The sequence below is a fragment of the Streptomyces sp. NPDC050546 genome (genome assembly GCF_044457425.1).
Classification (GTDB): Bacteria; Actinomycetota; Actinomycetes; order Streptomycetales; family Streptomycetaceae; genus Streptomyces.
Genome location: NZ_JBITGX010000014.1, coordinates 196,561 through 221,862, shown reverse-complemented (window position 1 = coordinate 221,862; position 25,302 = coordinate 196,561). Strand labels below are relative to the sequence as shown.

At 70.8% G+C, this 25,302-nt stretch carries 19 protein-coding genes, 1 tRNA gene and 1 pseudogene; 11 read left to right on the top strand and 10 right to left on the bottom strand.

Annotated elements, in window-relative coordinates; genetic code table 11:
* Positions 1-219: 219 nt before the first annotated feature.
* The 4 genes from ACIBK5_RS31550 to ACIBK5_RS31535 all read left to right on the top strand — a co-directional run bounded on the left by ACIBK5_RS31550 (position 220) and on the right by ACIBK5_RS31535 (position 4,817).
* Positions 220-1,512 carry an aspartate kinase gene (locus ACIBK5_RS31550; protein ID WP_399024803.1) on the top strand — a complete coding sequence of 431 codons (1,293 nt, stop codon included), beginning with the start codon at positions 220-222 and terminating at the stop codon, positions 1,510-1,512.
* Positions 1,512-2,597, top strand: coding sequence for an aspartate-semialdehyde dehydrogenase (locus tag ACIBK5_RS31545; RefSeq protein ID WP_399024801.1), 1,086 nt, complete (start codon positions 1,512-1,514; stop codon positions 2,595-2,597). The genes ACIBK5_RS31550 and ACIBK5_RS31545 overlap by 1 nt, the downstream gene beginning before the upstream one ends.
* 505 nt (positions 2,598-3,102) lie before the next feature.
* Positions 3,103-3,678 (top strand): SigE family RNA polymerase sigma factor, encoded by a 576-nt coding sequence (locus ACIBK5_RS31540; protein WP_215124312.1) that lies wholly within the window; start codon positions 3,103-3,105, stop codon positions 3,676-3,678.
* Between the two features lie 98 nt (positions 3,679-3,776).
* Positions 3,777-4,817, top strand: a complete 1,041-nt coding sequence (locus ACIBK5_RS31535; RefSeq protein WP_399024799.1) for a hypothetical protein — start codon at positions 3,777-3,779, stop codon at positions 4,815-4,817.
* A gap of 62 nt (positions 4,818-4,879) precedes the next feature.
* Here the strand turns inward: ACIBK5_RS31535 and ACIBK5_RS31530 are convergent, their stop codons facing one another.
* Complete coding sequence (locus ACIBK5_RS31530; protein ID WP_399024797.1) at positions 4,880-5,668, bottom strand: SURF1 family protein; 789 nt, start codon at positions 5,666-5,668, stop codon at positions 4,880-4,882.
* A 53-nt stretch (positions 5,669-5,721) separates the two neighbouring features.
* Entirely contained in the window at positions 5,722-6,096 is a 375-nt protein-coding gene (locus ACIBK5_RS31525; RefSeq protein ID WP_399024795.1) for a nuclear transport factor 2 family protein, read from the bottom strand.
* Between the two features lie 127 nt (positions 6,097-6,223).
* On the opposite strand from ACIBK5_RS31525, the gene ACIBK5_RS31520 reads away from it, so the two are divergent.
* Positions 6,224-8,101 (top strand): S9 family peptidase, encoded by a 1,878-nt coding sequence (locus ACIBK5_RS31520; RefSeq protein WP_399024793.1) that lies wholly within the window; start codon positions 6,224-6,226, stop codon positions 8,099-8,101.
* Positions 8,102-8,386: 285 nt separating this feature from the next.
* On the opposite strand, the gene ACIBK5_RS31515 is transcribed toward ACIBK5_RS31520, so the two are convergent.
* Positions 8,387-10,276 (bottom strand): NAD-binding protein, encoded by a 1,890-nt coding sequence (locus ACIBK5_RS31515; protein WP_399024791.1) that lies wholly within the window; start codon positions 10,274-10,276, stop codon positions 8,387-8,389.
* Between the two features lie 147 nt (positions 10,277-10,423).
* Here ACIBK5_RS31515 and ACIBK5_RS31510 point away from each other — a divergent pair, with 147 nt between their 5' ends.
* The 3 genes from ACIBK5_RS31510 to ACIBK5_RS31500 all read left to right on the top strand — a co-directional run bounded on the left by ACIBK5_RS31510 (position 10,424) and on the right by ACIBK5_RS31500 (position 12,674).
* Positions 10,424-11,500 (top strand): permease, encoded by a 1,077-nt coding sequence (locus tag ACIBK5_RS31510; protein ID WP_399024789.1) that lies wholly within the window; start codon positions 10,424-10,426, stop codon positions 11,498-11,500.
* Entirely contained in the window at positions 11,497-12,267 is a 771-nt protein-coding gene (locus tag ACIBK5_RS31505; RefSeq protein ID WP_399024788.1) for a TIGR03943 family putative permease subunit, read from the top strand. The genes ACIBK5_RS31510 and ACIBK5_RS31505 overlap by 4 nt, the downstream gene beginning before the upstream one ends.
* Before the next feature lie 65 nt (positions 12,268-12,332).
* Complete coding sequence (locus tag ACIBK5_RS31500) at positions 12,333-12,674, top strand: hypothetical protein (protein ID WP_399024786.1); 342 nt, start codon at positions 12,333-12,335, stop codon at positions 12,672-12,674.
* A 50-nt stretch (positions 12,675-12,724) separates the two neighbouring features.
* Here ACIBK5_RS31500 and ACIBK5_RS31495 read toward each other — a convergent pair whose 3' ends face one another.
* Complete coding sequence (locus tag ACIBK5_RS31495; RefSeq protein ID WP_399024784.1) at positions 12,725-13,291, bottom strand: hypothetical protein; 567 nt, start codon at positions 13,289-13,291, stop codon at positions 12,725-12,727.
* 135 nt (positions 13,292-13,426) lie between these two features.
* A complete protein-coding gene (locus ACIBK5_RS31490; protein ID WP_399024783.1) occupies positions 13,427-14,296 on the bottom strand; it encodes a hypothetical protein in 870 nt (289 codons plus the stop codon).
* A gap of 482 nt (positions 14,297-14,778) precedes the next feature.
* Between ACIBK5_RS31490 and ACIBK5_RS31485 the strand changes: the two genes are divergently transcribed.
* Complete coding sequence (locus tag ACIBK5_RS31485; protein WP_399024781.1) at positions 14,779-16,023, top strand: PP2C family protein-serine/threonine phosphatase; 1,245 nt, start codon at positions 14,779-14,781, stop codon at positions 16,021-16,023.
* Positions 16,024-16,056: 33 nt separating this feature from the next.
* Here the strand turns inward: ACIBK5_RS31485 and ACIBK5_RS31480 are convergent.
* Positions 16,057-16,492: pseudogene (locus ACIBK5_RS31480) on the bottom strand (restriction endonuclease); the annotation flags it as partial.
* A 634-nt stretch (positions 16,493-17,126) separates the two neighbouring features.
* Between ACIBK5_RS31480 and ACIBK5_RS31475 the strand changes: the two are divergent.
* The gene (locus ACIBK5_RS31475) at positions 17,127-21,089 is read left to right on the top strand and encodes a hypothetical protein (protein WP_399024780.1); all 3,963 of its coding nucleotides are present in this window, start codon (positions 17,127-17,129) and stop codon (positions 21,087-21,089) included.
* Entirely contained in the window at positions 21,089-21,865 is a 777-nt protein-coding gene (locus tag ACIBK5_RS31470; protein WP_399024778.1) for a hypothetical protein, read from the top strand. The genes ACIBK5_RS31475 and ACIBK5_RS31470 overlap by 1 nt, the downstream gene beginning before the upstream one ends.
* Positions 21,866-21,903: 38 nt before the next feature.
* Here ACIBK5_RS31470 and ACIBK5_RS31465 read toward each other — a convergent pair whose 3' ends face one another.
* The 4 genes from ACIBK5_RS31465 to ACIBK5_RS31450 all read right to left on the bottom strand — a co-directional run bounded on the left by ACIBK5_RS31465 (position 21,904) and on the right by ACIBK5_RS31450 (position 25,167).
* Positions 21,904-22,971 (bottom strand): FUSC family protein, encoded by a 1,068-nt coding sequence (locus tag ACIBK5_RS31465; protein ID WP_399024776.1) that lies wholly within the window; start codon positions 22,969-22,971, stop codon positions 21,904-21,906.
* 293 nt (positions 22,972-23,264) lie between these two features.
* Positions 23,265-23,338, bottom strand: a tRNA-Pro gene (locus ACIBK5_RS31460).
* Between the two features lie 47 nt (positions 23,339-23,385).
* Positions 23,386-24,156 (bottom strand): Pr6Pr family membrane protein, encoded by a 771-nt coding sequence (locus ACIBK5_RS31455; RefSeq protein WP_399024774.1) that lies wholly within the window; start codon positions 24,154-24,156, stop codon positions 23,386-23,388.
* Positions 24,157-24,240: 84 nt separating this feature from the next.
* On the bottom strand, positions 24,241-25,167 hold the full coding sequence (locus ACIBK5_RS31450; RefSeq protein ID WP_399024772.1) for a metallophosphoesterase: 927 nt from the start codon (positions 25,165-25,167) through the stop codon (positions 24,241-24,243).
* Positions 25,168-25,302 lie beyond the last annotated feature (135 nt).

The following is a 25,302-nucleotide window of genomic DNA, read 5'->3' as shown; positions in this document are numbered from 1 at the left end:
TTGAAAGTTGGCGCACCGGGGTGGGGCGGGTGACGATTGTGACGCCGGGCACTTTCTCGAGTGGCCTGTGCCCAGGTGGGCATGAGCAGCTCTGAACGAGTACCCCGGAAATCTCACCATGCGATATCGCGGAGGGGATTTTCGGACGCTCGTTAGACTGAGCCGACCGCGGTACGAATGCGTATATGCGGATAGAGACGGATTGAGCGAGGAGCGCACGTGGGCCTTGTCGTGCAGAAGTACGGAGGCTCCTCCGTAGCCGATGCCGAGGGCATCAAGCGCGTCGCCAAGCGAATCGTGGAAGCGAAGCAGAACGGCCACCAGGTGGTTGCCGTGGTTTCCGCGATGGGCGACACGACGGACGAGCTGATCGATCTCGCCGAGCAGGTATCCCCGATGCCTGCCGGGCGAGAGCTCGACATGCTGCTGACCGCCGGAGAGCGGATCTCCATGGCGTTGCTGGCCATGGCGATCAAAAAGCTGGGCCACGAGGCCCAGTCGTTCACCGGAAGCCAGGCAGGAGTCATCACCGACTCGGTCCACAACAAAGCGCGCATCATCGATGTCACGCCGGGCCGGATCAAGAACTCGGTGGACGACGGCAACATCGCGATCGTGGCCGGTTTCCAGGGCGTCAGCCAGGACACCAAGGACATCACCACCCTCGGCCGCGGCGGCTCCGACACCACGGCGGTGGCGCTCGCCGCCGCCCTCGACGCCGACGTCTGCGAGATCTACACGGACGTCGACGGCGTGTTCACCGCCGACCCGCGCGTGGTGACCAAGGCCCGGAAGATCGACTGGATCTCCTTCGAGGACATGCTCGAACTGGCGGCGTCCGGATCGAAGGTGCTGCTCCACCGTTGCGTGGAGTACGCCCGCCGGTACAACATCCCGATCCACGTCCGGTCCAGTTTCAGCGGACTCCAGGGCACGTGGGTCAGCAACGAGCCAGTCGTTCAGAAGAAGCAGCAGCAAGGGGAGAAGCAGGTGGAGCAGGCTCTCATCTCCGGTGTCGCGCACGACACCTCCGAGGCCAAGGTCACCGTCGTCGGTGTGCCGGACAAGCCGGGCGAGGCGGCTTCGATCTTCCGCACGATCGCCGACGCCGAGCTCAACATCGACATGGTCGTGCAGAACGTGTCCGCGGCCTCCACGGGCCTGACGGACATCTCCTTCACGCTGCCGAAGACCGACGGCCGCAAGGCCATCGACGCGCTGGAGAAGAACAAGTCCGGCATCGGCTTCGACTCGCTGCGCTACGACGACCAGATCGGCAAGATCTCCCTGGTCGGCGCCGGTATGAAGACGAACCCGGGTGTCACGGCCGACTTCTTCGGCGCGCTGTCGGACGCGGGCGTGAACATCGAGCTGATCTCGACCTCCGAGATCCGCATCTCGGTCGTCACGCGCGCCGATGACGTGCCCGAGGCCGTCCGCGCCGTGCACTCCGCGTTCGGGCTCGACTCCGACAGCGACGAGGCTGTCGTCTACGGGGGCACCGGCCGCTGATGGCCCACTTCCGACAGGACGCCCGGACCGGCAGGTCCGGGCGTCCGACGCTTGCCGTGGTGGGCGCGACCGGGGCCGTCGGCACGGTCATGCGCCAGATCCTGTCGCAGCGGGCCGACGTCTGGGGCGAGATCCGGCTGATCGCCTCCCCCCGCTCGGCCGGCCGCAAGCTGGCCGTGCGCGGCGAGGAGACCGAGGTCATCGCCCTCACCGAGGAGGCCTTCGACGGGGTCGACGTCGCGATGTTCGACGTCCCCGACGAGGTCGCCGAGCGGTGGGCGCCGCTGGCGGTCGCCAAGGGCGCGGTGGTGGTCGACAACTCCGGCACGTTCCGGATGGACCCGGACGTGCCGCTCGTCGTGCCCGAGGTCAACCCGCACGCCGTGCGGATGCGGCCGCGCGGGATCATCGCCAACCCCAGCTGCACGACGCTCTCCATGATCGTGGCCCTGGGCGCGCTGCACGCCGAGTTCGGGCTGCGCGAGCTCGTCGCCTCCTCGTACCAGGCGGTCAGCGGCGCCGGGCGCGCGGGCGTCGCCACCCTGCGCCGGCAGCTGTCCCTGGTCTCCGGCACGGAACTGGGCACCAGCCCCGGTGACGTACGGCGGGCCGTCGGAGACGACACCGGGCCGTTCCCGGAGCCGGTCGCGCTGAATGTCGTGCCCTGGGCCGGTTCGGCGCGCGACGACGGCTGGTCGTCCGAGGAGCTGAAGGTCCGGGACGAGTCCCGCAAGATCCTCGGCCTGCCCGATCTTCCCGTGGCCGTCACCTGTGTCCGGGTGCCGGTGATCACCACGCACTCGCTGACCGTGCACGCCCGCTTCGAGGGCGAGGTCACCGTCGGCAAGGCCCGCGAGATCCTCGCCACGGCGCCCGGTGTCGTGCTGTTCGACAACCCGGCGGCCGGGGAGTTCCCGACCCCCGCCGACGTGGTCGGCACCGACCCGACCTGGGTCGGACGGGTGCGGCGGGCGCTGGACGACCCCACGGCGCTCGAACTCTTCGTGTGCGGGGACAACCTGCGCAAGGGCTCCGCGCTCAACACCGCGCAGATCGCCGAGGTGGTGGCCGCCGAGCTGTCCTGACCTCTCGCGTCTCGCACGGCGGTGAAAACCTCCGACCGCCGAGGTGGGTGGTTTGTAGGATCTGTGTGCGACATGTGAGCTGATCGATGGTCCGGACCACTTGTCCGGGGCGCTTCGGCATCAGAGGATTTATCTCCCCGTCCTCCGCAACCGTGCGGAGGGCGGGGAGCGTCTTTGCGGTCGCCCTTCGGCCGTGCAAGCGCTTCATCAGGCGTGGGGACGCCTGGAACCGGGCGTGGGGACGTCCGTTCACAATTGGACATAGGGGAAGAGCGGGACGCATGAGGGCATTTGACGCACCATCTGTTGTGCAGCCTGACGCGGGTAGACCGTCGACGGCGACGGTCGGCGTGAAAGTGACGCCCGGCACGTACAACCCTCACAGGGGTGAGCGTGTCCAACAGGCGTGGCAGAGGTACTCGACTTCAGCGCGGCACGCGGCACGGTCCTACGACCGCCCCGTCCGGCGGCTCTACGACCCCGCATGGCCGGTACGCCCGGTGGCATGCCGGTGATCGCGCCCGTGCCCGCAGCGCGGCCGGCCCGCATACCGAACCAGCGCGACGGCGCCGAGGACGAAGCGGCGGCCGGCACCACCGTCGACCACCTCACCGAGACCTACCGCGCGCACTACCGCTCGCTGCTGGGTCTCGCCGCCCTCCTCCTCGACGACACCGCCTCCTGCGAGGACGTCGTCCAGGAGGCCTTCATCCGGGTCCACTCGGCCCGCAAGCGGGTCCGCGACCCGGAGAAGACCCTGGCGTACCTGCGGCAGACGGTCGTCAACCTCTCGCGTTCCGCGCTGCGCCGCCGCATACTCGGCCTGAAGCTGCTGTCGAAGCCCATGCCCGACATGGCCAGTGCCGAGGAAGGCGCCTACGACCAGCTGGAGCGCGACTCCCTCATCAAGGCGATGAAGGGGCTGCAGCGCCGCCAGCGCGAGGTGCTGGTGCTGCGCTACTTCGCGGACATGACCGAGGCGCAGGTCGCCGAGACCCTCGGTATATCCCTGGGCTCGGTCAAGGCATACGGCTCGCGCGGCATCGCGGCGCTCCGGCTGGCCATGGAGGCGTCGGCATGAGCGCCCCGGACAGCGCGGGCCGTGACGGGCCCGGCCGGCGCGAGACGACCAGGCCGCACGGGCAAGATCCGAAGCAATCGCACGCTGGGAACGCAACTGTGAACCACGGCCCCGACGACCAGAGCCCCGACGGGTTCGGCTCGGACGAGCTGGACCTGCGCTCGATGCTGCACCAAAGGGTGCAGGAGGTGGAACCGCGCGACGGCACGCTGGAGTACCTCCGCAAGGCGGTGCCCCAGCGGCGGGCCCGCAAGCGGCAGGCCCTCGTCGGCATGGCCGCCGCCTTCCTCTTCATCGGCACGGCCGTCCCGGCGCTCGTGCACGTCTCCAACTCCACCGGCCCCGACGCCGACCCGTCCGCCATCGGCCACGCCTCCGAGACCCAGGGCGGCGCGAGCGAGGGCAAGGGACCGGACGGCGGCGAGAGCACCGTGGGCGGCTCCTCCGGCAAGACCGAGGGCAAGGACAAGGGCGACAAGAAGGAGGAGGGCAAGGGCAAGGGCACCGGCGGCACCGCCACCGGCGCGACCCAGGGCGCCGACCCCTCCTCCACCACCGCCGCCGGCATCGCGGCGTGCACCGCGGCCCAGCTCGGCCCCGCCAGCGGAAGCAGCGCAGCCCCCGACTCCACGGGCGCGGTCTACGGCTCCTTCCGCGTCACCAACGTCTCCGCGGCGAGCTGTACGGTCACCGGCCCCGGCTCGGTGAGCGCGCTGCCGCAGGGCACGGCCGACATCAGCAAGGTCAGCACCGCCCGGCACGCGGCCGGGGACGCGGCGGCGGGCCTGCCCGACCCGTCCCTGGAGGCGGCCCAGCTGGTGCTCGCGCCCGGAGCCGCCTACGACGTGAAGTTCGCCTGGGTCCCCACGGAGACCTGCCCCACCCCCGGCGGCAGCGTCGGCGGCCCCGGCGACCCCACCCCCGACCCCACCCCGACGGGTGACACGACGGAGACGGGCGGCACCTCCACCGGCGGCGACACGGGCACGGCCCCGCAGCTGGCCACGGAGGACGGCACGACCGACGGCAGCGTGGCGGTGACGTACACGCCGGGCACGGGCTCGGGCGCGAGCTCGGTCACGGTGTCCAACGCGTGCGCGGGGACCGTGTACTGGACGGGTGTGCTGGCGGGCGCGTAGGCCTGCCTCTCTCCAGGACGACCGGCCGGTCTCGCCGGGCAGGGCGGTCGCCGTGGTCGCCGTCAGGCGACCACGCGCTCCTCTTCCTCGTCCTCCTGGACCAGACCCAGCTCCGCGTCCCGGGCGAACTCCACCTCGCGCCGCAGCAACCGGAACCACATGAAGATCACGAACCCGACGAAGGCGAACCACTCGGCGGTGTAGCCGAGGTTCTGGAACGCCTTCAGGTCGAGACCCGAGTCCGGCGGGGCGCTGGCGGGCACCGCCTTCATGCCCGAGTCGCCCTTCGCGAGCGTGACCCACGCGTCGTACACGTCGTACGGCACCAGGTTCACCAGGGACGCCGCGCTGATCGCCCCGGTCTGCCCGGACGGCAGGCCGCCCTGCGCGGGGACGCCGTTGTCGCCCGGGCTCTCGGACGCCTGGAGTGCCCCCGTGACCGTGACCTCACCGGTCGGCGGGGCGGGGGCCCCGGCCGCGTCCGGTGAACCGGGCAGCCAGCCGCGGACGACCGGCAGGGCCTCGCCCGAGTCGGTGCGCAGCAGCGTCAGGACGTAGTAGCCCCGCTTGTCGTCGAGCTCCCGGCCCGGCACCAGCAGCTGCTTGCCGTAGCGGCCGGTCGCGGTGACCTGCTTGCCGGACGTCGCCTTGGTCACCGGCAGCATCTCGGCGAGCGGCCGGGGCGCCTCGTGCCGGGCCTCGGAGACCTGCTCGGTCGCGGTGCGGTGGTCCTGCACACGGTCCTCGAACCGGCCCAGCTGCCAGGACCCCATGAAGATGCAGAAGGGGATGGACAACAGCACGAAGACGTTGATCCCCCACCATCGGGGCGTCAGCAGAAACCGGTACACACCCTTACGGTACGGGGGTGTCCGGCGGGCCCGGCCCGCGGGGTGGGCGCCGCTCAGTACCGCTCGGCCAGGTGTTCCCGGCCCGCCGGGGGTTCGTACGGCTCGGGCCAGAAATCGGTGATGGCGGATATGCGGCCTTCTCCGTCGCCGGTGAAGAAGGAGACGGCGTACATCTCCTCCACCCCCACCGTGACGTGGATCCGGCTGACGACTTGTCCCGGCTCGGCGACCAGGCGCTCGACGCGCAGGTGCCAGTCGCCCGGGTACTCGCGGTTGAATCGGACGTACCGCTCCCGGCCGCTGATGCGTTCGCGCGTCTGGGGCAGCTCGTAGACGACGTCCTCGGTCAGGGTGCCGGCGAACGCGGTCCAGTCCCGGGCCTCGGCCGCGGCCCAGAACCTCTCGACGGTCTTGCGCAGATCGGTCATGTCGAGCAGTGTGCACGCCACCTCTGACAGTCGGCCCTGACCTGCCGGGAAGGGGAACCGGTGGAGGTTATCCACAGGCTGGGCACCTCGGCAGCGCGATGTCGGCCGAGGCGGGCAGTATGGGGCCATGACTGAGAGCAACGCGTCCGATGCGCGGGACCAGCGGGACCCGCGGGACCAGCACGAACAAGTGGTACAGGCGGGACAGCAGGAGCGGATGCCGGACTGGGAGAAGCGCTTTCGGGCGCCCCGGGTGTCCCTGCCCGACTGGGCGGAGGACGCGCCGGACCGCTCCCTGTTCGTGTCGAACGCGACAGGGACGTACGAGCTGTACGCGTGGGACCGGTCGACGGGCGACCAGCGCCAGGTGACGGACCGGCCGAACGGCACGACGGACGGTGTGCTGTCGCCGGACGGCGCGTGGATCTGGTGGTTCGACGACAAGGACGGCGACGAGTTCGGCGTGTGGCGCCGCCAGCCGTTCACGGGCGGTGAGGACGAACCGGCCGCCGCGGGTCTCGAGGCCTCCTACCCGGCGGGCCTCGCCCTCGGCCGTGACGGGCGCACGGCGGTCGTGGGCCGCTCGACGGACGAGGACGGTACGACGATCCACCTCGTCCGCACCGGCGAGGACCCGGTGGAGATCTACCGCCACCGCGAGTCCGCCGGCGTCGGCGACCTCTCCCACGACGGCTCCCTCATCGCCGTCGAGCACACCGAGCACGGCGACGCGATGCACTCGGCCCTGCGCGTCCTGCGCCCCGACGGCACCCCGGTCGCCGATCTCGACGACACCGAGGGCGGTAGGCGCGAGCTCGGCCTGGAGGTCCTCGGCTTCGCTCCCGTCGACGGCGACACCCGCCTCCTCATCGGCCACCAGCGACGTGGCCGCTGGGAGCCCCTGGTGTGGGACGTGGCCTCGGGCGAGGAGACGGACCTGGCGCTGGAGCTTCCCGGCGACGTCAGCGCCGAGTGGTACCCGGACGGCACCGGCCTGCTCGTCGTGCACGGCTTCGAGGCCCGCAGTGAACTGTTCCGCTACGACCTCGCGAGCCGCGCCCTGGCGGAGATCCCGACCCCGCCCGGCACGGTCTCCGGCGCCACGGCCCGGCCTGATGGCAGCGTGGAGTACCTGTGGTCCTCGGCCGCCGAACCGTCGGCGCTGCGCTCCACGTCGGGCGGTGTCGTGCTCGACCCGCCCGGCATGAAGTCACCCGGCTCGGTGCCGGTGGAGGACGTGTGGGTGGAGGGCCCCGGCGGCCGTATCCACGCACTGGTCCAGAAGCCGGAGGGCACCACCGGCCCGCTCCCCACGGTCTTCGACATCCACGGCGGCCCGACCTGGCACGACAACGACTCCTTCGCGGCGGGCCCGGCGGCCTGGGTCGACCATGGCTACGCGGTGGTCCGGGTCAACTACCGCGGCTCGACGGGCTACGGCCGTGCCTGGACCGACGCCCTGAAGCACCGCGTGGGCCTCATCGAGCTCGAGGACATCGCCGCGGTCCGGGAATGGGCCGTCACCTCCGGCCTCACCGATCCCGACCGCATCGTCCTCACCGGCGGCTCCTGGGGCGGCTACCTCACCCTCCTCGGCCTCGGCGTCCAGCCCGACGCGTGGACGCTGGGCATCGCGGCGGTCCCCGTCGCCGACTACGTCACGGCGTACCACGACGAGATGGAAGCGCTGAAGGCGATGGACCGCACCCTCCTCGGCGGCACCCCGGAGGAGGTCCCCGACCGCTTCGAGGCGTCCTCTCCTCTGACCTACGTCGACCAGGTCAAGGCCCCGGTCTACATCTCGGCCGGCGTCAACGACCCGCGCTGCCCGATCCGCCAGATCGAGAACTACGTCAAACGCCTGGAGAAGCGAAGCGCGGTCCACGAGGTGTACCGGTATGACGCCGGGCACGGGTCCTTGGTGGTGGACGAGCGGATCAAGCAGGTGCGGCTGGAACTGGAGTTCGCGGAGAGGAACCTGAGGGAGCGGGGGAGCGCCCAGTAGCTCGGGGGTGCGGACGGTGCGGCGGCTGCGGGTGTGCCATGGCTGAAGCGCGCAGTTCCCCGCGCCCCTGGGTTGCTGCGCAACCCGCGCCACCCGCGGGCATGCGTGCCGCTGGGGCGCCACGGAGTCGCCCATAGTCCGCGGGCATGCGTGCCGCTAAGGGCGGCACGGGTGGGCGCGGGCGGCACCCCGCTGCGCCGGGTTGCGCGACGCCCCGGCCTCAGCACCGACTCCGGGTGACGTGTCACGCCGAGCCGCGCAGCGAACCGGCGTCTACGCCCCCGCCTACGCCCCCGCCCGTTCCCGCCGCCTCCGCCCCAGCAACTCCGCCAACCCCCGCCGAGTCGCCGCCAGCACCACCCGATCCCCGGCCCCCAGCACATACGTAGGAGGCAGATCCCACACCAGCCCCGAAGCCGGCACCCGCTCCTCACCCACAGGCTCGTCATCCCCTCGCCGCCCAAGAGGTGAAGTATTCAGCGCCAGCACCCGCCACGCCCCGCCCCGGAACGCCTCCGCCACCGTCCTGCCCTCCAGTTGCGGATGCCCGGCCACCTCCACCTCCGCGAACAGCAGCACCCGCCGCTCCACCGGAATCGCCCCCAGGATCTGCCGCCCCATCATCGCCCCGGCGAACGCGGGCGCGGCCAGATGGGACACACTCCGGCTCCGGGTGAGGGCGAAGGGATGCGCGGCCCGCAGGGTCCGGTACACGGCCGTCGCGAAGTCGTCGTCGTACAGCCGCAGCACGACCCGCAGATCGGGCCGCACGGACCGCGCGTACAGCGAGGCCTCCAGATTCGTCGTGTCCGCGCTGGTGAGCGCCAGCAGCGCGTGCGCCCGGTGGATCTTGGCGGCCTCCAGCACCCCTTCCTGCGTGACATCCCCGAGCACCACCGGCACCCGCAGCCGCCGCGCCGTGGCCATCCCCCTGGCCTCCGGGTCGGACTCCACGCACACCACGGGAATGTGCAGCTCACGCAACCGCGTCAGCACCCGCGTCCCGATCTTGCCGAGCCCGAGCAGCACCACGTGCCCGCCGAGCCCCCGCGGAGGCTTGCGCAGGGTGGACGCGCTGCGGAACGTGCCCAGGGCCTCCAGCACCGCGGCCAGCAGCACCGGCAGCAGCAGCAACCCGACCAGCCCGGACAGCAGTTGCAGGACCTGCCGCCCGGTGGACTCGTGGTACGCGGGATCGTTGATGCCGAAGAGGTCGAGGAGCGTGACGTACGTGGCGTACAGGGGATGCTCGTCGGTCACGAACATGAACGCGACGGCGAGCGCGAGCACGCACCCGACCAGCCCGGCCAGCGACCACCGCAGCCGGCGCGAGAACAGCGAGGCGAACGGCGGCACACCGCCCCGCCCGGAGGGCAGCGACGGCCCGGAGTACGCCACCTGTTCCAGGACGACGGTCCCGCGCCCGGTCGCGGACGCCACCGCCATCTCGTCCGGGAGCAGTTGCGGCCCGTGCTCCCCGCTGCTCTCGGAACCGTCGGCACCGGCCGGGTCGTTGCTCGTCGCGGACAGCAGCGCCAGGGTGCACAGCCCCGGGTCGGCCACCTCGCCCGGCCGCGGCGGCTGCCGCTCCACGGCCCGCAGGACGAGCCCTTCCGTCTGGACGACCTTGCTGGTGCCGACCAGGGCGGTGGCGGCCAGCGCGGGCGCGGCCGTGTCGGCGTCGGACAGCACGGTCGTCGAGGTGTCGGCGCCCGCGCCCGGCCCCGCCCCGGAGGCCACGGCCGCCGTCTGGTCGAGCAGTTCCTCGATGTGCTGCCCCAACCGCCGGTTGTAGAGCCGCAGTACGAGTCTCAGGCTGGGGTTGATCCGGCGGGCCGTGAGCGCGGCCCGGATGTTGGTCTCGTCGTCGTCGTACACGAGCGCCAGAGCCGCCGCCCGGTCGGCGCCCACCTCGGTGAGCACGGCCTCGGTGATCTCGGCGGCCTCCACGACCTGTTCGGTCGCGGCCGGTTCGGCGCCGCCCGCGCCCGCCCGGTTGACGGCCGCGCTGACCCGGTCGAGGAGGGCCGCCGAGGCGGCCCGGGCCCGTCCGACCACCGGCTGCCGCACACGGCGCCCCGACGGCGGCACGACGAGCGTGACCTGTTCGCCGTAGACACCCCGGAGTTCGGCGGCGAGCCGATGGGCGAGCCCGTCGTCACCGCATACGACCATGTGCGTGGCCGGTTCGCCCGGCTGACCTTGATTCGGAACGCTCCCCACAAGGGAGAAGACTGCCTCACCGGGACGGCTGGTTCCAGAAGGGAACCGAGGTGCTTGAACGCCCGGAGCCGCCCGTCCGTACCGAAGGGGAGGCAATGCATGCCCATGCGCACCACCGGAGGTACCGGGCCCGTGGCCACCACGAAGACCGTCCCGAGGGAGACCGGCGAGCACGGGGACACCGAGGCGGACCACGGCCGGAAAGGCCCGGAAGGCCGGGACGAGGGCAGACACCTCAATTCCGCCCTCCTGCTGACCCTTCTGCTGGTCACGGCGGTGATGTTCCAGGACCCGATCCGCGGCGCCCTGGCCGCACCCGTGATGCAGAGCTGGATGACGGTCTTCGTGGCGGTCATGGTCCAGGCGCTGCCGTTCCTGGTGCTCGGCGTGCTGCTGTCGGCGGCGATCGCGGTGTTCGTGCCGCCGTCGTTCTTCGCCCGGGCCCTGCCGAAACGCCCGGTCCTGGCGGTCCCGGTCGCGGGCGCGGCGGGCGCGGTACTGCCGGGCTGCGAGTGCGCGTCGGTTCCGGTCGCCGGAGCACTGGTGCGCAGAGGCGTCACACCCGCGGCGGCGCTGGCGTTCCTCCTCTCCGCGCCCGCCATCAACCCGATCGTGCTGACGGCGACGGCCGTGGCCTTCCCCGGCGACCCGGAGATGGTCCTGGCCCGCTTCGTCGCGAGTCTGCTGGTGGCCTGCGCGATGGGCTGGCTCTGGCACCGCCTCGGCCGCAGTGACTGGCTGCGTCCCCCGGAAAGGGCGTCGTACGAGGGTCAGAGCAAGGGCGCGGCCTTCTGGGGCTCGGTGCGCCACGACGTGACGCACGCGGGCGGCTTCCTGGTGATCGGCGCGATGGCCGCGGCGACGCTCAAGGCGGTGGTGCCGGCGGAGTGGCTGCGACTGGCGGCCGGACACCCCGTGTTGTCGGTCCTGGCCCTGGCCGTCCTGGCCGTCCTCCTCTCCATCTGCTCGGAGGCGGACGCGTTCGTGGCGGCGTCCCTCACGCAGTTCTCCCTGACGGCCCGTCTGACATTCCTCGTCGTCGGCCCCATGATCGACCTGAAGCTCTTCGCGATGCAGGCGGGCACCTTCGGCCGCGCCTTCGCCCTGCGCTTCGCCCCCGCGACCTTCGCCCTGGCCGTCGTCGTGTCGGCCCTGACCGGAACGGTCCTGCTGTGAACCGCGCGGCCCAGAGCGCCCTCCTCTTCCTCCTGGGCGCCACGCTCCTGCACGCCGGCGTGACCGACCTCTATCTGCGCTACGTCAAGGCGGGCCTGCGCCCGCTGGTCCTGGCGGCGGGCGTGGTACTGATCGCGACGGCGGCGGCGACGCTCTGGTACGACCGCCGAGGCACCGGACACGGGCACGATGGCACCGAGGGCGGACACGAGGGCACCGGACAGGGGCACGATGGCACCGGACACGGGCACGATCATCACCACGAACCCCGCGTCACCTGGCTCCTCACGCTCCCCGTCCTGGCCCTGATCCTGGTCGCCCCGCCGGCCCTGGGCTCCTACAGCGCGTCCCACACCGGCACGGCTCTCCAGAAACCCTTCGGCTTCGCGGACCTCCCAGCCGACGGCCCGCTCCGCCTGGGCGTGGCCGACTACGCGGGCCGCGCGGTCTACGGCGACGGCCGCTCGCTGCGCGACCGTGAGCTGAAGATCACCGGCTTCGTCACCCTGGACCGGGCGGGCTCCCCGTATCTGGTCCGGATGGGCCTCAACTGCTGTGCGGCGGACGCCCAGCCGGTCAAGATCGCCCTGACCGGCAACGTCCCGCCGGTCCTGAGCCCGGACACCTGGCTGGAGATCACCGGCCGTTACACCCCGCGCCGGACCAAGGACCCGGTCAACAACGGCCCGATCCCGTACCTCGAGGTCACCCGCGCCAAGCCGGTGCCCACGCCGCACGACCCCTACGACGAAACGTGGAACACCTGAATTGGCGTACTGGACCGCCCACTTGGGGGTACCCGTAAAGCCCGCTGTTCAGCGAGGGGGACGGTATGACCACACACAGAGGCCGGTTCCGCACCGAGGCCCGCGAGGAACTCGTGAAGGCCGACAACAGAGCCGAACTGACCCTGGCGACCCTGGGCGCGGCCCTGACCGCCCTGCTCGGCGCGATCGCCGCGGGCGTCATCGCACCCGCCCAGTACCCCGTGATCCCCCAGCTCCTGGTCTGGGCAGGCTGCGCGGCCTGCGCCCCGTCCCTGGTCCTGCTCGGCCTGGCCGCGAGGCCCCGCACCGTCTGGATCAAGTACCGCTTCATACGCCGGGGAATGGCCTGGGGAGCGGTCTTCCTCACGCTCACCCTGGCGGGAACACTGGCCGGGGCGCTCGCGTAGGGACTGCGCCGAGCCCTCCCCACGGGAGAACCCGGCACAGGCTCATCGGATCAGACCGAGCGGCTGGCCTTGAAGCCGTAGTGGATGACGTCCTTGCCGTCCTCGTCCCAGTTGAGGCGCAGGGCCCCGTCGGCGTAGGCGCTCTTGCCGCCGACCTTCTTCTTGATCGTGGAGGACGTCCACGAACCGTTCCCGCTGCCGTTCATGGCGGCCAGCTTGGCCCGGATGCCGAAGTCCTTCTTCAGCAGGACGGTGTCCGCGCCCGCGTCGGAGTGCTTGAGGTACAGCCGGAACCCGGCGCTGTCGAAGGTCTCCGACAGGTCGCTCCCGGAGTACCACGGGGGAGCGTCCCAGGTCACCTTGGCCTTGGCGTAGACGTAGCTGCCGGACCGGGCCACACAGTTCTTGACGGTGAAGTCCCAGTTGTCGCCCCAGGGGCCGGTGTACCCGGCGTCGTCGATGGTCTTGGAGCTCTCCTTGCACTTCCAGCTCAGCGCGGCGGCCGGCGAGACGGACAGCACGGACGCGCCGACGACGGTGGCACCGACCAGTGCGACCGACATGAACTTCTTGCCCGCGGACGACTGCCGCGCGGGCACTATTCGACGCAGATTCACTATCAGTTTCCCCTCGTTGGTGTTGCGATCTGCCCATCCATGAGCAGAGATCGATCACCCTATAACGGGTTCGCGACCGCACATGATTGAAGTGGTGTCGGTCATCCGGCAGTTGGCCCGGGCTCAGGCGGCGGATCAGCAGGCCGCAGGGAGACGACCCCGGGATTCCGTGGACCGGCATTCCCTGGACCGGCATTCCCGGCAGTGTCCGGGTTCCGGCGCGCGGAACGCCCGCTCACAGCCGTCGCAGGTCTGGAAGGGCAGCACGACCGGGCGCTCGACCAGCGGGAGCGGAGGCGGCGCGGGCAGGGGCGTCTCCCGGAGACGGAAGGCGAGGATGCCCGCGGGGCGGGTCAGGAAGCGGTCGGGCAGCCGTGCGGTCAGCAGCGCGGTGATCTGAGAGGGGTCGACACCGGCCGTGAGCCACCGGGTGACGGCCGGGGCCAGCCGCGCGGCCTCCCGCTCGGACAGGACGAGTCGTGGATCGACGCGGCGGAGCGAGGCCAGCACGGCGACGGCCCGGGGGTCGGCGTCGGAGAGGGCCGCAGGTTCCTGCGGCTGGTCCGGACCGGGACCGGGACCGGGATCGGGATCGGGGTCGGGGTCGGGGTCGGTGGCGGGGTCGGTGTCGATGGCGGTGTCGGTGTCGGGATCACCACCGGGCACGTCGTAGAAGTACGTCCGGGTGCGGATCTGCCCGGAGGGCGTGCGTACCCGGCGGCGCTCCAGGTACCCGGCCGCTTCGAGCTCCCGCAGCGCTCGCGAGATCAGGATCTCGCCCTCGTCGAAGTGCGCGCACAGGGCGGTGATGCTCACGGACGAGCCGTCGGGCAGGGAGGAGATGTACGCCGCGACGCCGACCGTGACGGCGCTGCCACGCCGCTGGGCGAGGGCGTTGGAGATCACCGTGAAGTCGGCGGTGAGGCGGGTGCGGATGTGCATCACGCCGGACGCCGGAGCTCCGGCGTCGGCGCGCAGGGGCGCGTTAGACTGCGAGTCATCCATCGGGAAGTTGTGCTCTTCCTGATCGGTCAGGCCCTCGATCGGGATTGCCGTCCCGGCCGGGGGCCGTATCTGTTTGCGGTTGTCGCGGCGAACGTAACGGTCCGTTACCCGCCCCCGCAAGCCGGTCACTCGGACGGGTGACGTGGCCTTCCTGGCCGGGGAGGGTGGGAGGGCGGGTAGTTCTTTCCCCCGGTTCTTTAGGAGGTCAGCGGCCCGCCGGACCCTCGCGGACAAGGGTTCGGTGAGTCCGGAAGGCGGACGGTGGCCGGGCCCCGGCCCTCTCGGGGACGGCGCTCCCCGGCCGCCCCGACCCCGCCTGTGAAGGCCGTCGGACGGTGCTTCAGACCCGGGTCCGGCGCGAACGACGCGCCGCCGCGCAGGTGACTTCGGGGCCTGAGGGGGAGCAGCGAGTCAGGCGGTGTGGCGCGTTCACTCCTATCGTGGGTCCGCACAGTGACGGTCGGCGCCGAGGCGGGCAGCACATGACGGAACCGCAGATCGACTACGCGGCGGTCTTCCACGCCCTGCCCGGCATGGTGGCTCTGCTCACCCCTGAGCTGGTGTACGCCGACGCCAACGAGGACTTCCTCCGGCTCGCCGGGCGCACGCGTGAGCAACTGCTGGGCCGCTACATCTTCGACGTCTTCCCCGAGAACCCCAACGAACCGGCCGCGGCCGGCATGCGGGAGACCCAGGCGTCGATGCTCCGCGTGGTGGCCACCGGCGAGCGCGACACCATGGCGCTGCTGCGCTACGACATCGAGGACCCCGAGCGGCCCGGCCACTGGGTGGAACACTTCTGGAGCCCGGTCAACGCACCCGTGCTGGGCCCGGACGGTCGGGTGAAGCTGATCGCGCACCGGGTGGAGGAGGTCACCGAACTCATCCACGCCCGCGCCCGTGCCCACGGCGGCACGGGCGGGGAGAGCAGCCGGGCCCGTGTGCTGGAGGCCGAGCTCTACACCCGCTCCCGTGAACTGCAGGAAGTCAACGAGCGCCTGCGCCGGGCCCATGCGCGCGAACGCGAGGTCGCCCTGGCCCTGCAGGCGGCGATGCTGCCCGCCCCGGAGCCGGTCGGGCACCATCGGGCGGCCGTCCGCTACCGGCCCGCCGTCGGCACCCTGAACGTGTGCGGCGACTGGTACGACCTGGTCGACCTGCCCGGCGACCGCATCGCTGTCGCTGTCGGCGACGTCGTCGGCCACGGTCTGGAAGCGGCCGGTGTCATGGGACAGCTGCGCAGCGCGCTGAGCGCGGCCGCCCGGGTCGCCGACGGCCCGGCCCGGGCGCTGGAGGCCCTCGGGCTGTACGCCCGCCATGTCGACGGTGCGGAGTCGACCACGGTGGTGAAGACCTACATCGACTGGGAGACCCACACCCTCACGTACAGCAGTGCGGGCCACCCACCACCCGCCCTGCTCCACCCCGACGGCACGGTGACCTTCCTCGACCAGGCGACCGATCCGCCTCTCGGCGCGCGCCCCGAGCACGTTCCGCGGCCGGAGGCCAGTACGGCCTTCGCCGAGGGCGCCACCCTGGTCCTCTACTCCGACGGCCTGATCGAGCGCCGTGACGAGGACATCGACACCGGCCTGGCCCGCCTCGCCGACTCCCTCGTCCGCCACGGCCAGGCCGATCCCGAGGCCCTGGCCGACGCCCTGCTGGCAGACCTCCTCCCCCTCTCCGGCACCACCGACGACACGGCGCTGGTCATCATCCGCCTGTGAGGGCGGTCCGGGCGCGGCGCCTTCGAGTCGGACAACGTCGTCCGGTCCGTCCAACGCCCACCAGCGCACATGCGCGGCCTCCAGCCCGACGGGCATGGTGTCGAGCATGCCGTCGTAGCCGCAGAAGGCGCACTGGAACTCGTAGGCGGTCAGCACCAGTTCCCGCATCCGCGGGTCCCGCCGCCGACGCCCGCGCGGTGCCAGGGCGTCCGTCTCCGCCAGTTCGTATCTCCCACATCTCGTCGCTGACCAGACGATGAAAGGGGTAGGCGGGGGTCGTACCGCGCGCCGGACCGTACTCCGCCAGCAGTCGCTTCAGATCGGCCTCCACCGCGCTGTACCGCAACCCGCCCTCGGAATCCGCCTGGAAACGGCCCAGCCCGTACAGCGGCAGCAACGGCTTGTGCGGAGCCCGCACCCCGTCCCGACTCCACTGCCTGAGCTTCGCGGCGCGCTCCAACCAGTCCATGGCCCGTGATCGTAGCGACGCCCGGCAGCGCATCACGTTGCCCGGGGTGCGGCTCCTCCCGGGCTCACCGCGACGGCGACTCCCTCCTCACGCCCCTCTTCCGTGGGAGATTTTCGGCCTACCCGCACCAGGGCTTTACGGGATCCGCTCAGGTGGCCCGAGGTTCGCACGTGGCGACATGCAGACGTTTCAGGTCAGTTCAGCGTGTGAGGCGGCAGTTATCCCTTGTTGCGCGCTGGTGGTCTGTGTCTATGGTGACTGCTGCGTTTGGCGGGACATGACAACTCCCGCAAGCGCTTTCAGTGAGCGACCGGGGGGACCGGCGTCGCTACGGGGGAGGGGAAGTTCGCCATGCCGCGATGCCGGCAGTCACCTTCGACAGCTGCGGAGCGCAAGCCCGCCGCTTCCGCGACCGTACAGCGGACCATTCCAGCGGTGCATCCCTGCCAGAGGTGAGGGCCGCCCTCATGGCGCCCGCCGAACAGCCACTGCTTCACCCGGTTTTCAGCCAGGAAGTTCCCGGTCCTTCAGGGCCGGGAGGACGTCACCACAGTCGGCCACCGCAGCCCCTGTCCATCTGAGGGCTGCGCCGGTTTCCCGTTCCATGCCTGAAAAGTCCCATGAAGGAGAGCAGTTGAGAGTTCGCAGACCGAGCCGGGTGGGCATCGCGGGCCTTGCGGCCACCGCGGTCCTGGCCGGGCTCGTACAAGCCGCGCCGGCGTTCGCCGACACCAGCCCACCCGATCCGAAGCCGTCACCGAAGTCGTCGCCGCAGCCGTCCGGCAGTCCGTCGTCCGATCCGCCGACGCGTGTGCCGGATCCCGGCAGGAAGCTCGGGAAGAGCTGGAAGACCTCGACGGACCGGGCGGTGACCACCGCGGCGGACAGCGGGGGCCTGAAGGTCCTCGTGGCGGACAGCAAGGACGCCTACCAGTGGCGGACCGTCGCCACGCTGGCCGAGCCCGGCATGCCGGCGGACACATGGATCGGCAACTCCTGCGTCATGGACCGTGATCACGCCGCCGTCGTGTACGCGCCGCGTACGTTCACGAACAAGCCGGACCTGATGCAGGGCGGGGCGTTCACCGCGGTCGTGAACCTGAAGTCCGGCCGGGTGGCGAAACTGCCCTTCACCGCCTCGCTGGCCTACTTCGACCCGTCGTGCAACCCCGAGACCCGCACGGCCGCGTTCACCGCCTTCCGCGACAGCAGGACCCGGCTCCTCACGGTCGACACCAGCGGCAGGACGGCCACCGACACCACCGTCACCGGGCAGGTGACCTCGGCCGTCCCGACGAAGGACGGCCTCGTCGCCGCACACGGTCGCCGGCTGGTGCACGTCGACCCGGCGGGCAGCAAGCTCCGCGGGCTGGCCGCCGTGGACGGTGTGCCCTTCGGCATCCGCCCCACCAGCAAGGGCATCGCGTTCCTCGACCGCAAGGGCGAAACGGCGCACGCCAAGCTGTGGAAGGGCCGGGGCAAGCCGTCGGCGCTCGCGTCGGGAAAGCTCGGAGACCTGGCCCTCGAACAGGGCACTGAGGGCCGGGCGTTCCTCACCGGGAACGCCGAGAACACGAAGCTCACGGGCACCGCGGTGACTCGCCTGGACGTTCCGGCGGACACGCAGGTGTCCAGCCTCGGCCGACTGGCCGTCGATCCCGTGCTGATGCCTGGCGTGCGTGCGGGCCTGGAGCGGATCGGCAACGCGGGCAAGGGCTTCACCAAGGGGGAGCCCTCGCCCCGGGCGCGCACCTCCGAGGACCCCACGGGCGAGAGCGCCGACCCGCTGACCGTCAGCAGTGTCGCGACCGCCACCGGCGCGAAGATCACCCAGACGGTCACCGACACGACCAGTGGTACGGGGAAGGGTTCGTTCTCGCCCGCCCTGCGCGCGGCCGGCGGAACGGGGCAGGCACCCGGGAAGAGCGGGCGGTCGGCACAGGCGGCCGACCCGAACAATCCGGTCGACACGGACCGCTGGTGCTCCATCCCCCGCAACGACGTCAAGGGGCTCGCGCTGCAGCCGACCCCCAACCAGGTCGAGTGGGCCGTCAACATGGCGATCCGCGGCGAGCTGCGGTCCAAGTGGATCAAGCAGGGCGGCTGGCGCTCGGGCCTGGGCACCGTCGACCCGCAGGGCCTCTTCCCTCCCCCGACGCTGAAGGGCAAGGCGGGCGCACGCATCCCCGCCCAGGTGCTGCTGGGCGTGCTCGCGCAGGAGTCGAACCTGTGGCAGGCCGAGGGCGGCGCCATCCCCGGCCAGATGGGCAACCCGCAGGCGGCGATCGCCGGGTTCTACGGGCACAAGGGGGAGACGTCCGAGGCGTACTGGAAGATCAACTGGCACCTGTCGGACTGCGGCTACGGCGTCGGCCAGGTCACGGACGGCATGCGCCTGGCCGGCCTCGAGAAGCCCGGCGAGACGTCCCTGCCTCCGGCGAAGCAGAAGGCCGTGGCCCTGGACTACGCGGTCAACATCGCCGCGTCGATGTACATCCTCGCGGACAAGTGGAACCAGGTGCACACCGCCGGGCAGACCATCACGGTCAACAACGACGACCCGTCGAAGCCGGAGAACTGGTTCGCCGCGCTGTGGAACTACAACCTCGGCTTCAACGAGAACAAGGGTGACGGCAAACCGTGGGGCCTGGGCTGGTACAACAACCCGGCGAACCCCGTCTACCCGCCCTCCCGGCACCCGTTCATGTCCGACCCGCGCGACGCGGCCAAGCCGCAGAACTGGCCGTACCAGGAGAAGGTGATGGGCTGGTCGGCCTGGTCCATGGACACCGGCTACTCCTACGCCACCGACGGACGCCAGGACTGGCCTGGCGAGTCCGGGTTCTCCAGCGCCGGTTTCCGGCCGGCCTGGTGGATCAACCCGGGGCAGCGCGACCGGGTCAAGCCGCCGCTGGACGCGTTCTGCAACGCCACCAACAACTGCGATGCCGCCAACCCGCCCGACTGCCCCGACGCCGCGTGCTACGAGAAGTACTGGTGGCGCGGCTCGAACGTGACATGGAAGCCGAACTGCGACGCCGACTGCGGCAACGAGAGCATCAAGTACGTCACACTCCGCGAGGAGCCCGGCCGCGGCACCCGGCTGCAGCACGGCACGCCGCAGTGCGGCGCCGCCCCCTCCGGGGCGCTGATCGTGGAGTCCGTCCCGGACAACGTCGACACCTACAGTTCCTGCGGATCCTCGGGCACCGATGCCGGGAACTTCCAGTTCACGTTCCATCCCAACCCGACGTCGACCGGACCGGGTCTCGGCCCGTTCGAGGCCAAGGGAGACCTGCACCAGATCGGCGGTGGCCAAGGCGGTCACTTCTGGTACACGCACACCCGTGACACCGCTCATCTCGGCGGCCCCGGCGCACGGATGACCATCGACGGCACCTGGACCCTCGGCCGCAGCGTCGAGTGGGCCCGCGTCTTTGCTCACATGCCGGACACCGGGACGCACACCCAGCAGGCCCACTACGTGATCAAGGGAGTCGCGGGCGGTGACCGCCACCGCTACGTCAACACCTACTTCAGCAAGAACACCTGGGTCGAACTCGGTGTCTACCGCTTCACCGGCACGCCACGGGTGGTGCTGACGAACACCACCGACGACGGCACCGCGGACGAGGACGTCGCCTGGGACGCCGTCGCCTTCCAGCCGCTGTCGGGCAAGCCGAAGCACATGGTCGTCGCGATGGGCGACTCCTACACCTCCGGTGAGGGGTCCGGGTCCTACTCGCCCGAGTCCGACAGGGGTCACGGCAAGAGCACCTGGAACGCCTGCCGTCGCGGCGACAACTCCTGGCCGCGCAAGGTCCTGCTGCCCGGTCAGAGCACCAGCCTCGGCCAGCTCTCCAAGGACAGGAGCACCACCGTCGACTTCCTGGACGTCAGTTGCTCCGGGGCGCACACCTGGCAGCTGACCGCAGGGAACCCCACATCATGGGGACAGATCGGCAACTACCGCGAGAAGACCCAGCTCGACTCCGGCGTCCTCAGCCCGGACACCACCCTGGTCATGCTGACCATCGGCGGTAACGACGGGGACAACTTCACCAACGCCGTCACGAACTGCTACGTCATAGGGGTGTGCGACCCGGCCGACTACACGGGCAAGGTCGACCAGGCGGTCGCGGACACCGGAAGCCTGATCGACGAGATCGCGCTTGCCGCGCCGAACGCACAGATCGTGCTCATGGGTTACCCCCGCCTGGTCAGTGACCAGCAGTGCGTGACAGCCGACTTCGACGCGCTGAACCAACTGGCCGACTATGTGCGCGACAAGCAGAAGGCCAAGGTGGGAGAGCTGAGCAAGGCCGGTACCAAGGTGGCTTTCGCCGATCCGATACCCGCCTTCCGGGGACACGGAATCTGTGACGGCGACGAGTGGATCAACCGCATCGTCGCCGGCCCGAACGGCGACGGCGACTTCCACGACGGGGACCCGGCCAACCAGGCTCCCTGCCTGCCCTGGCCCGGGGAGAACGTCTGTGCCAGCCTCGAGTCGTTCCACCCGAAGAACGCCGGCACCACGGGCTACGCCCGGGTCATGGATCAGGCACTGGCCGATATCGGATACAAAGGCAGCTAGTGGCACCTGACAAAACCGGCGGTGCGGTGGTCACGAGGCGGGCGAACGGCCTCGTGACCACCGGCTGCCTGACCGTCCTGATCGCGTTGGCCGTCATTCTCGGCATCGTCGTCTCCTGGCTGTGGTACCGGCACTGGCACGACGGGAACGTCAACAGGGAGCGCGAGGAGAAGGCATTCGCCTCGATCGGAAAGCAGGCCCGTGCCACGGCGGACGACACGGCCCGCGCACTCGGCACGAGCGACACCACCGACGCCGACGCCCTCACCGGCGTGATCTGGCAGCACTCCGAAGCCCCGGTGATCACCTACGACGCGTCCCGCCGCGAGTTCACCGCCACCGCCGCGAGATCCGCCCAGTACGACGAAGACCTCATGCTCCCCGGTGGCGGGCCCGTCAAGGTGACCCGGTGCTTCGTCGTCACCTACACCCCCCGCCCCGGGCAGGCGTGGACGCCTAGGGTTTCCGAGCGGGACGACGATGTATGCCGCCCGAGCACCCAGATCGCCAGCCGCGTCCGCCTCGCGCTGACACGCATCTCGAGCATGTACGCCGAGGACCTGACGCGCACCGGGGTACAGAAGGCCCTCGACCCCACCGGACGGCGTTCCTTCGACGTCAGGAACGTGGCGCGTGAGGGCGACAAGCTGACCGTCTCCGTCCTCGTCTCGAGCTCGGAGGCGGCAGTCGCCCAGTGCTACCGCTTCACCCGGCCCGCCCCCGGCGACGACGGCCAGGGTTCCGCCACAGCGGTTCCGACGTCCTCGTGCTCCTGAGGCAGGTGGTGATGTCTTCCGCGTGGCGGACCTCTCGTTCAGGCTGGCTGTGGTGGGCCCTTGGCAGTGCGCTTGGCGAGCAGGCCCGTGAACAGCATGGTGAGCAGACCGATTCCCACGCCGCACAAGGTCCACAGGACCCGGTAGCCCTCGGCCGAATAGTCGGAGGGCTGTGGCAGGTCCAACAGGATCAGCACGCCGGCGGCGATGGCCGCGCAGTACAGGGTGTAGTTGAGGAAGCGGATCGCCATCGCGTGCATGAACAGGATGAGCGCGACGACCTCGAGCCCTCGCTCGACCGCGAACTGTTGCTCTCCGTGCTCACCGGCGGGCACCAGGAGGAACAGCACAGCAATGCCGGCACCGATCGCCGCTCCGGCAAGCCGCTGCGCGCCGATCAACGCGGCCTGCCCCAGACTCGGCTTCATCGCGACCATCGCCGCGAACGACATCCAGGAGCCATGGGACAGGTCCAGCCCGAACGCAAGCGCGACGGTTCCGGCCACCACCACAGCACGGATCACCGCGAACATGATCACCGGCCGCGTCAGCTTCCGCCGTGAAGTGTCGCCGGGCAGCTCCGCGACCGGCTGCGGCAGGTCCCGGCGCCCGCGGACCAGCCAGACCAGGAACGCCACCGCGATCCACAGCGCCGCCCCTCCAGTCCAGGCAAGCACCTGGGCCCAGGTGTGGCTGGTGACACGGGCGGAATGATGCAGGCCGAACGCCATCGCGAGAGCGACGATGAACCACACGTTCAGCAGCAGGGCGGCGACGAATCTGCGCACACCGAACGCGACGGCCAGACCGGCACCCAGCGTGACCGCGAAAGCCGCAAGCGTCATCCAGCCCCAAGCCTCTGCCCCCAGGGCGAATCCCAGGGCGGTCAGCCCCGCGCCGATCAGCCCGAAGACAGCGATGTGCGACGCCCGATATCCGAAGCCGCCTCCCGGATCCGTCAGCCCAGCGAACAGCAGGCCGAACAGCACACTGAGCAGATACTGCTCATGCCCGATCGCCCAGAACACGAACAGCGGCACGAGGCCGACATCCAGCATCGCGACCCCGCGCTGCCAGTTCAGCCCCGAGGGGTTGAGCTCGAACAACTTTGACAACCAGCTCTTGACCGTCCCCTGGACGACAGGGCGGCCTACGGGTGCGTTCTCACTGGCCATAGCCGCCCTAATCGCCTCGACACCGGGTACGCCGCATTCTGCGATTCGACCGGAGACCAACGCGAGGCGACCCGCAGGACCCGGGCCAAGACAACTCGTACGCAATCACCGGACCTGTGGACCTTGCCCGGTCGACTAGATCAGCTTCGTTTGGCTCCCCCGACTTGGCCCCCAAGCACGAAAGAGGGCCATTCGCACTCATGCGAATGGCCCTCTGACCAGCGTCGGGGTGGCGGGATTTGAACCCACGACCTCTTCGTCCCGAACGAAGCGCGCTGCCAAGCTGCGCTACACCCCGATGTCGCTGCTGTCGCGGCGACGACGTTTACTTTAGCCCACCGGTGGCTAGAGACGAAATCCGGTTTTCCAGGGGTGCCGGAGGGGGTTCGGGCGGGCGTGGTCGAGGGCTACGAGGAGGATCGCCAGGGCGTAGAGGGAGAGGCCGAGGAGGAGGGCGTTGCCGAGGACCTTCTTGTAGCCGTCCTGGTCGACGTTCAGGAAGGGGTAGAGGTAGCGGCCGGACGAGCCCGGGAGGAGCAGTTCGCCTCGGACGAGGGAGAAGGCCAGGTAGGCCAGGGGGTAGAGCAGCCAGGTGCTGGCCTGGCGCAGGTGCAGGCGGCCGGGGGGCGTGAGCAGGAGCCAGTCCAGTACGGCCGCGATCGGGGTCACCGTGTGCAGGGTGTAGTGGGTGAGGGCCTGCCAGCCCGTCGGGTGGGCCGCTGCGCCCGTGAGGGAGAAGGGGCTGGCCTCGTTCGCCAGGAGCAGGTGATGTGCCAGGGCCGCGATGACGACGTAGAGGGTCGTCGCGCCCAGTAGGGCCCCCGGCAGGGGGCGGCCGGCCGTCCAGGCGCGGCGGGCCGAGACGGCCATGACCAGCGCGAGCAGGATGTTGCTCTGGATCGCGAAGTAGCCCAGGGCCCGGGACGCGTCGCCGAGGAGCAGTTCGAGTGTCACGCCGACGGCCGCCGCGCAGGCGACCAGCAGGCGGAAGGCCGCGGCCGCGGGGCGGCGGACCGGGCTGACGACGGCCGTGGCCGGGACGGGGGAGGGCTTCAGCGCGGGCCTGCCCGGTATCGCGGGCAGGTCCGGGATGTCCCTGGGTATCGGGGCGGTCATGCCCCCACGCTGACAGAAACGGACATAGGGGGCGATGTGGGCGGGCTGTGTGGGTTACCCCGCCCATCCGGTCGCGAGCCCCGGCTACTCCCGCCCCACCAGTGTCAGCAGCGTCGCCTCCGGCGGGCACGCGAACCGTACCGGCGTGTAGCGGCTCGTACCGCAGCCCGCCGACACGTGCAGATACGACGTACGGTCCTCCACCGTGTGCGTCGACAGGCCCTTCACCCGGTCCGTGTCCAGGTCGCAGTTGGTGACCAGGGCGCCGTAGAAGGGGATGCACAGCTGGCCGCCGTGGGTGTGGCCGGCCAGGATCAGGGGGTAGTCGTCGGCCGTGAAGGCGTCCAGGGTGCGCAGGTAGGGGGCGTGGACGACGCCCATCGAGAAGTCGGCGGAGTCGGACGGGCCGCCGGCCACCTGCGCGTAGCGGTCCCGCTTGATGTGCGGGTCGTCCAGGCCCGTCAGCTCCAGCTCGGCGCCCTCGATCTTGAGCGTGCCGCGGGTGTTGGTCAGGTTGAGCCAGCCCGCCGCGTCGAAACCGTCCCGCAGGTCCTCCCACGGGTTGTGCACCACACCCACGGCCGGGGCGTTGCCGTTGAGGCCGTGACGGCCCTGGGCCCTCTCCAGCAGGTAGCGGGCGGGGTTGCGCAGCGTGGGGCCGTAGTAGTCGTTCGAGCCGAAGACGTACGCGCCCGGGAACTCCATCAGCGGGCCGAGCGAGTCCAGGACCTCCGGGACGCCCTCCGGGTCGGAGAGGTTGTCGCCCGTGTTGATCACGAAGTCGGGGCGCAGACCCGCCAGGGACCGCAGCCAGCGCTGCTTCTTGCGCTGGCCGCCGACCATGTGGATGTCGGAGACCTGCAGCACACGCAGTGGGCGCATTCCGGAGGGCAGGACCGGGACGGTGACCCGTCGCAGGCGGAAGGAGCGGGCTTCGAAGCCCGCGGCGTACAACAGACCGGCGGCACCAGCCGCCGCGATTCCCAGGGGGACTCCGTATCGCGCGCGCATACGACCATCGTCTCAGACCCCGGACGTCGCACCTGCCGGGGCGGTGCCCGAAATGCCCCCGCGGCACCGGCGCTTCGATCCACCGACCCCGCCACCACTCCGCCACCGCCCCGCAAAACAGGGGGCGTCCTTCCT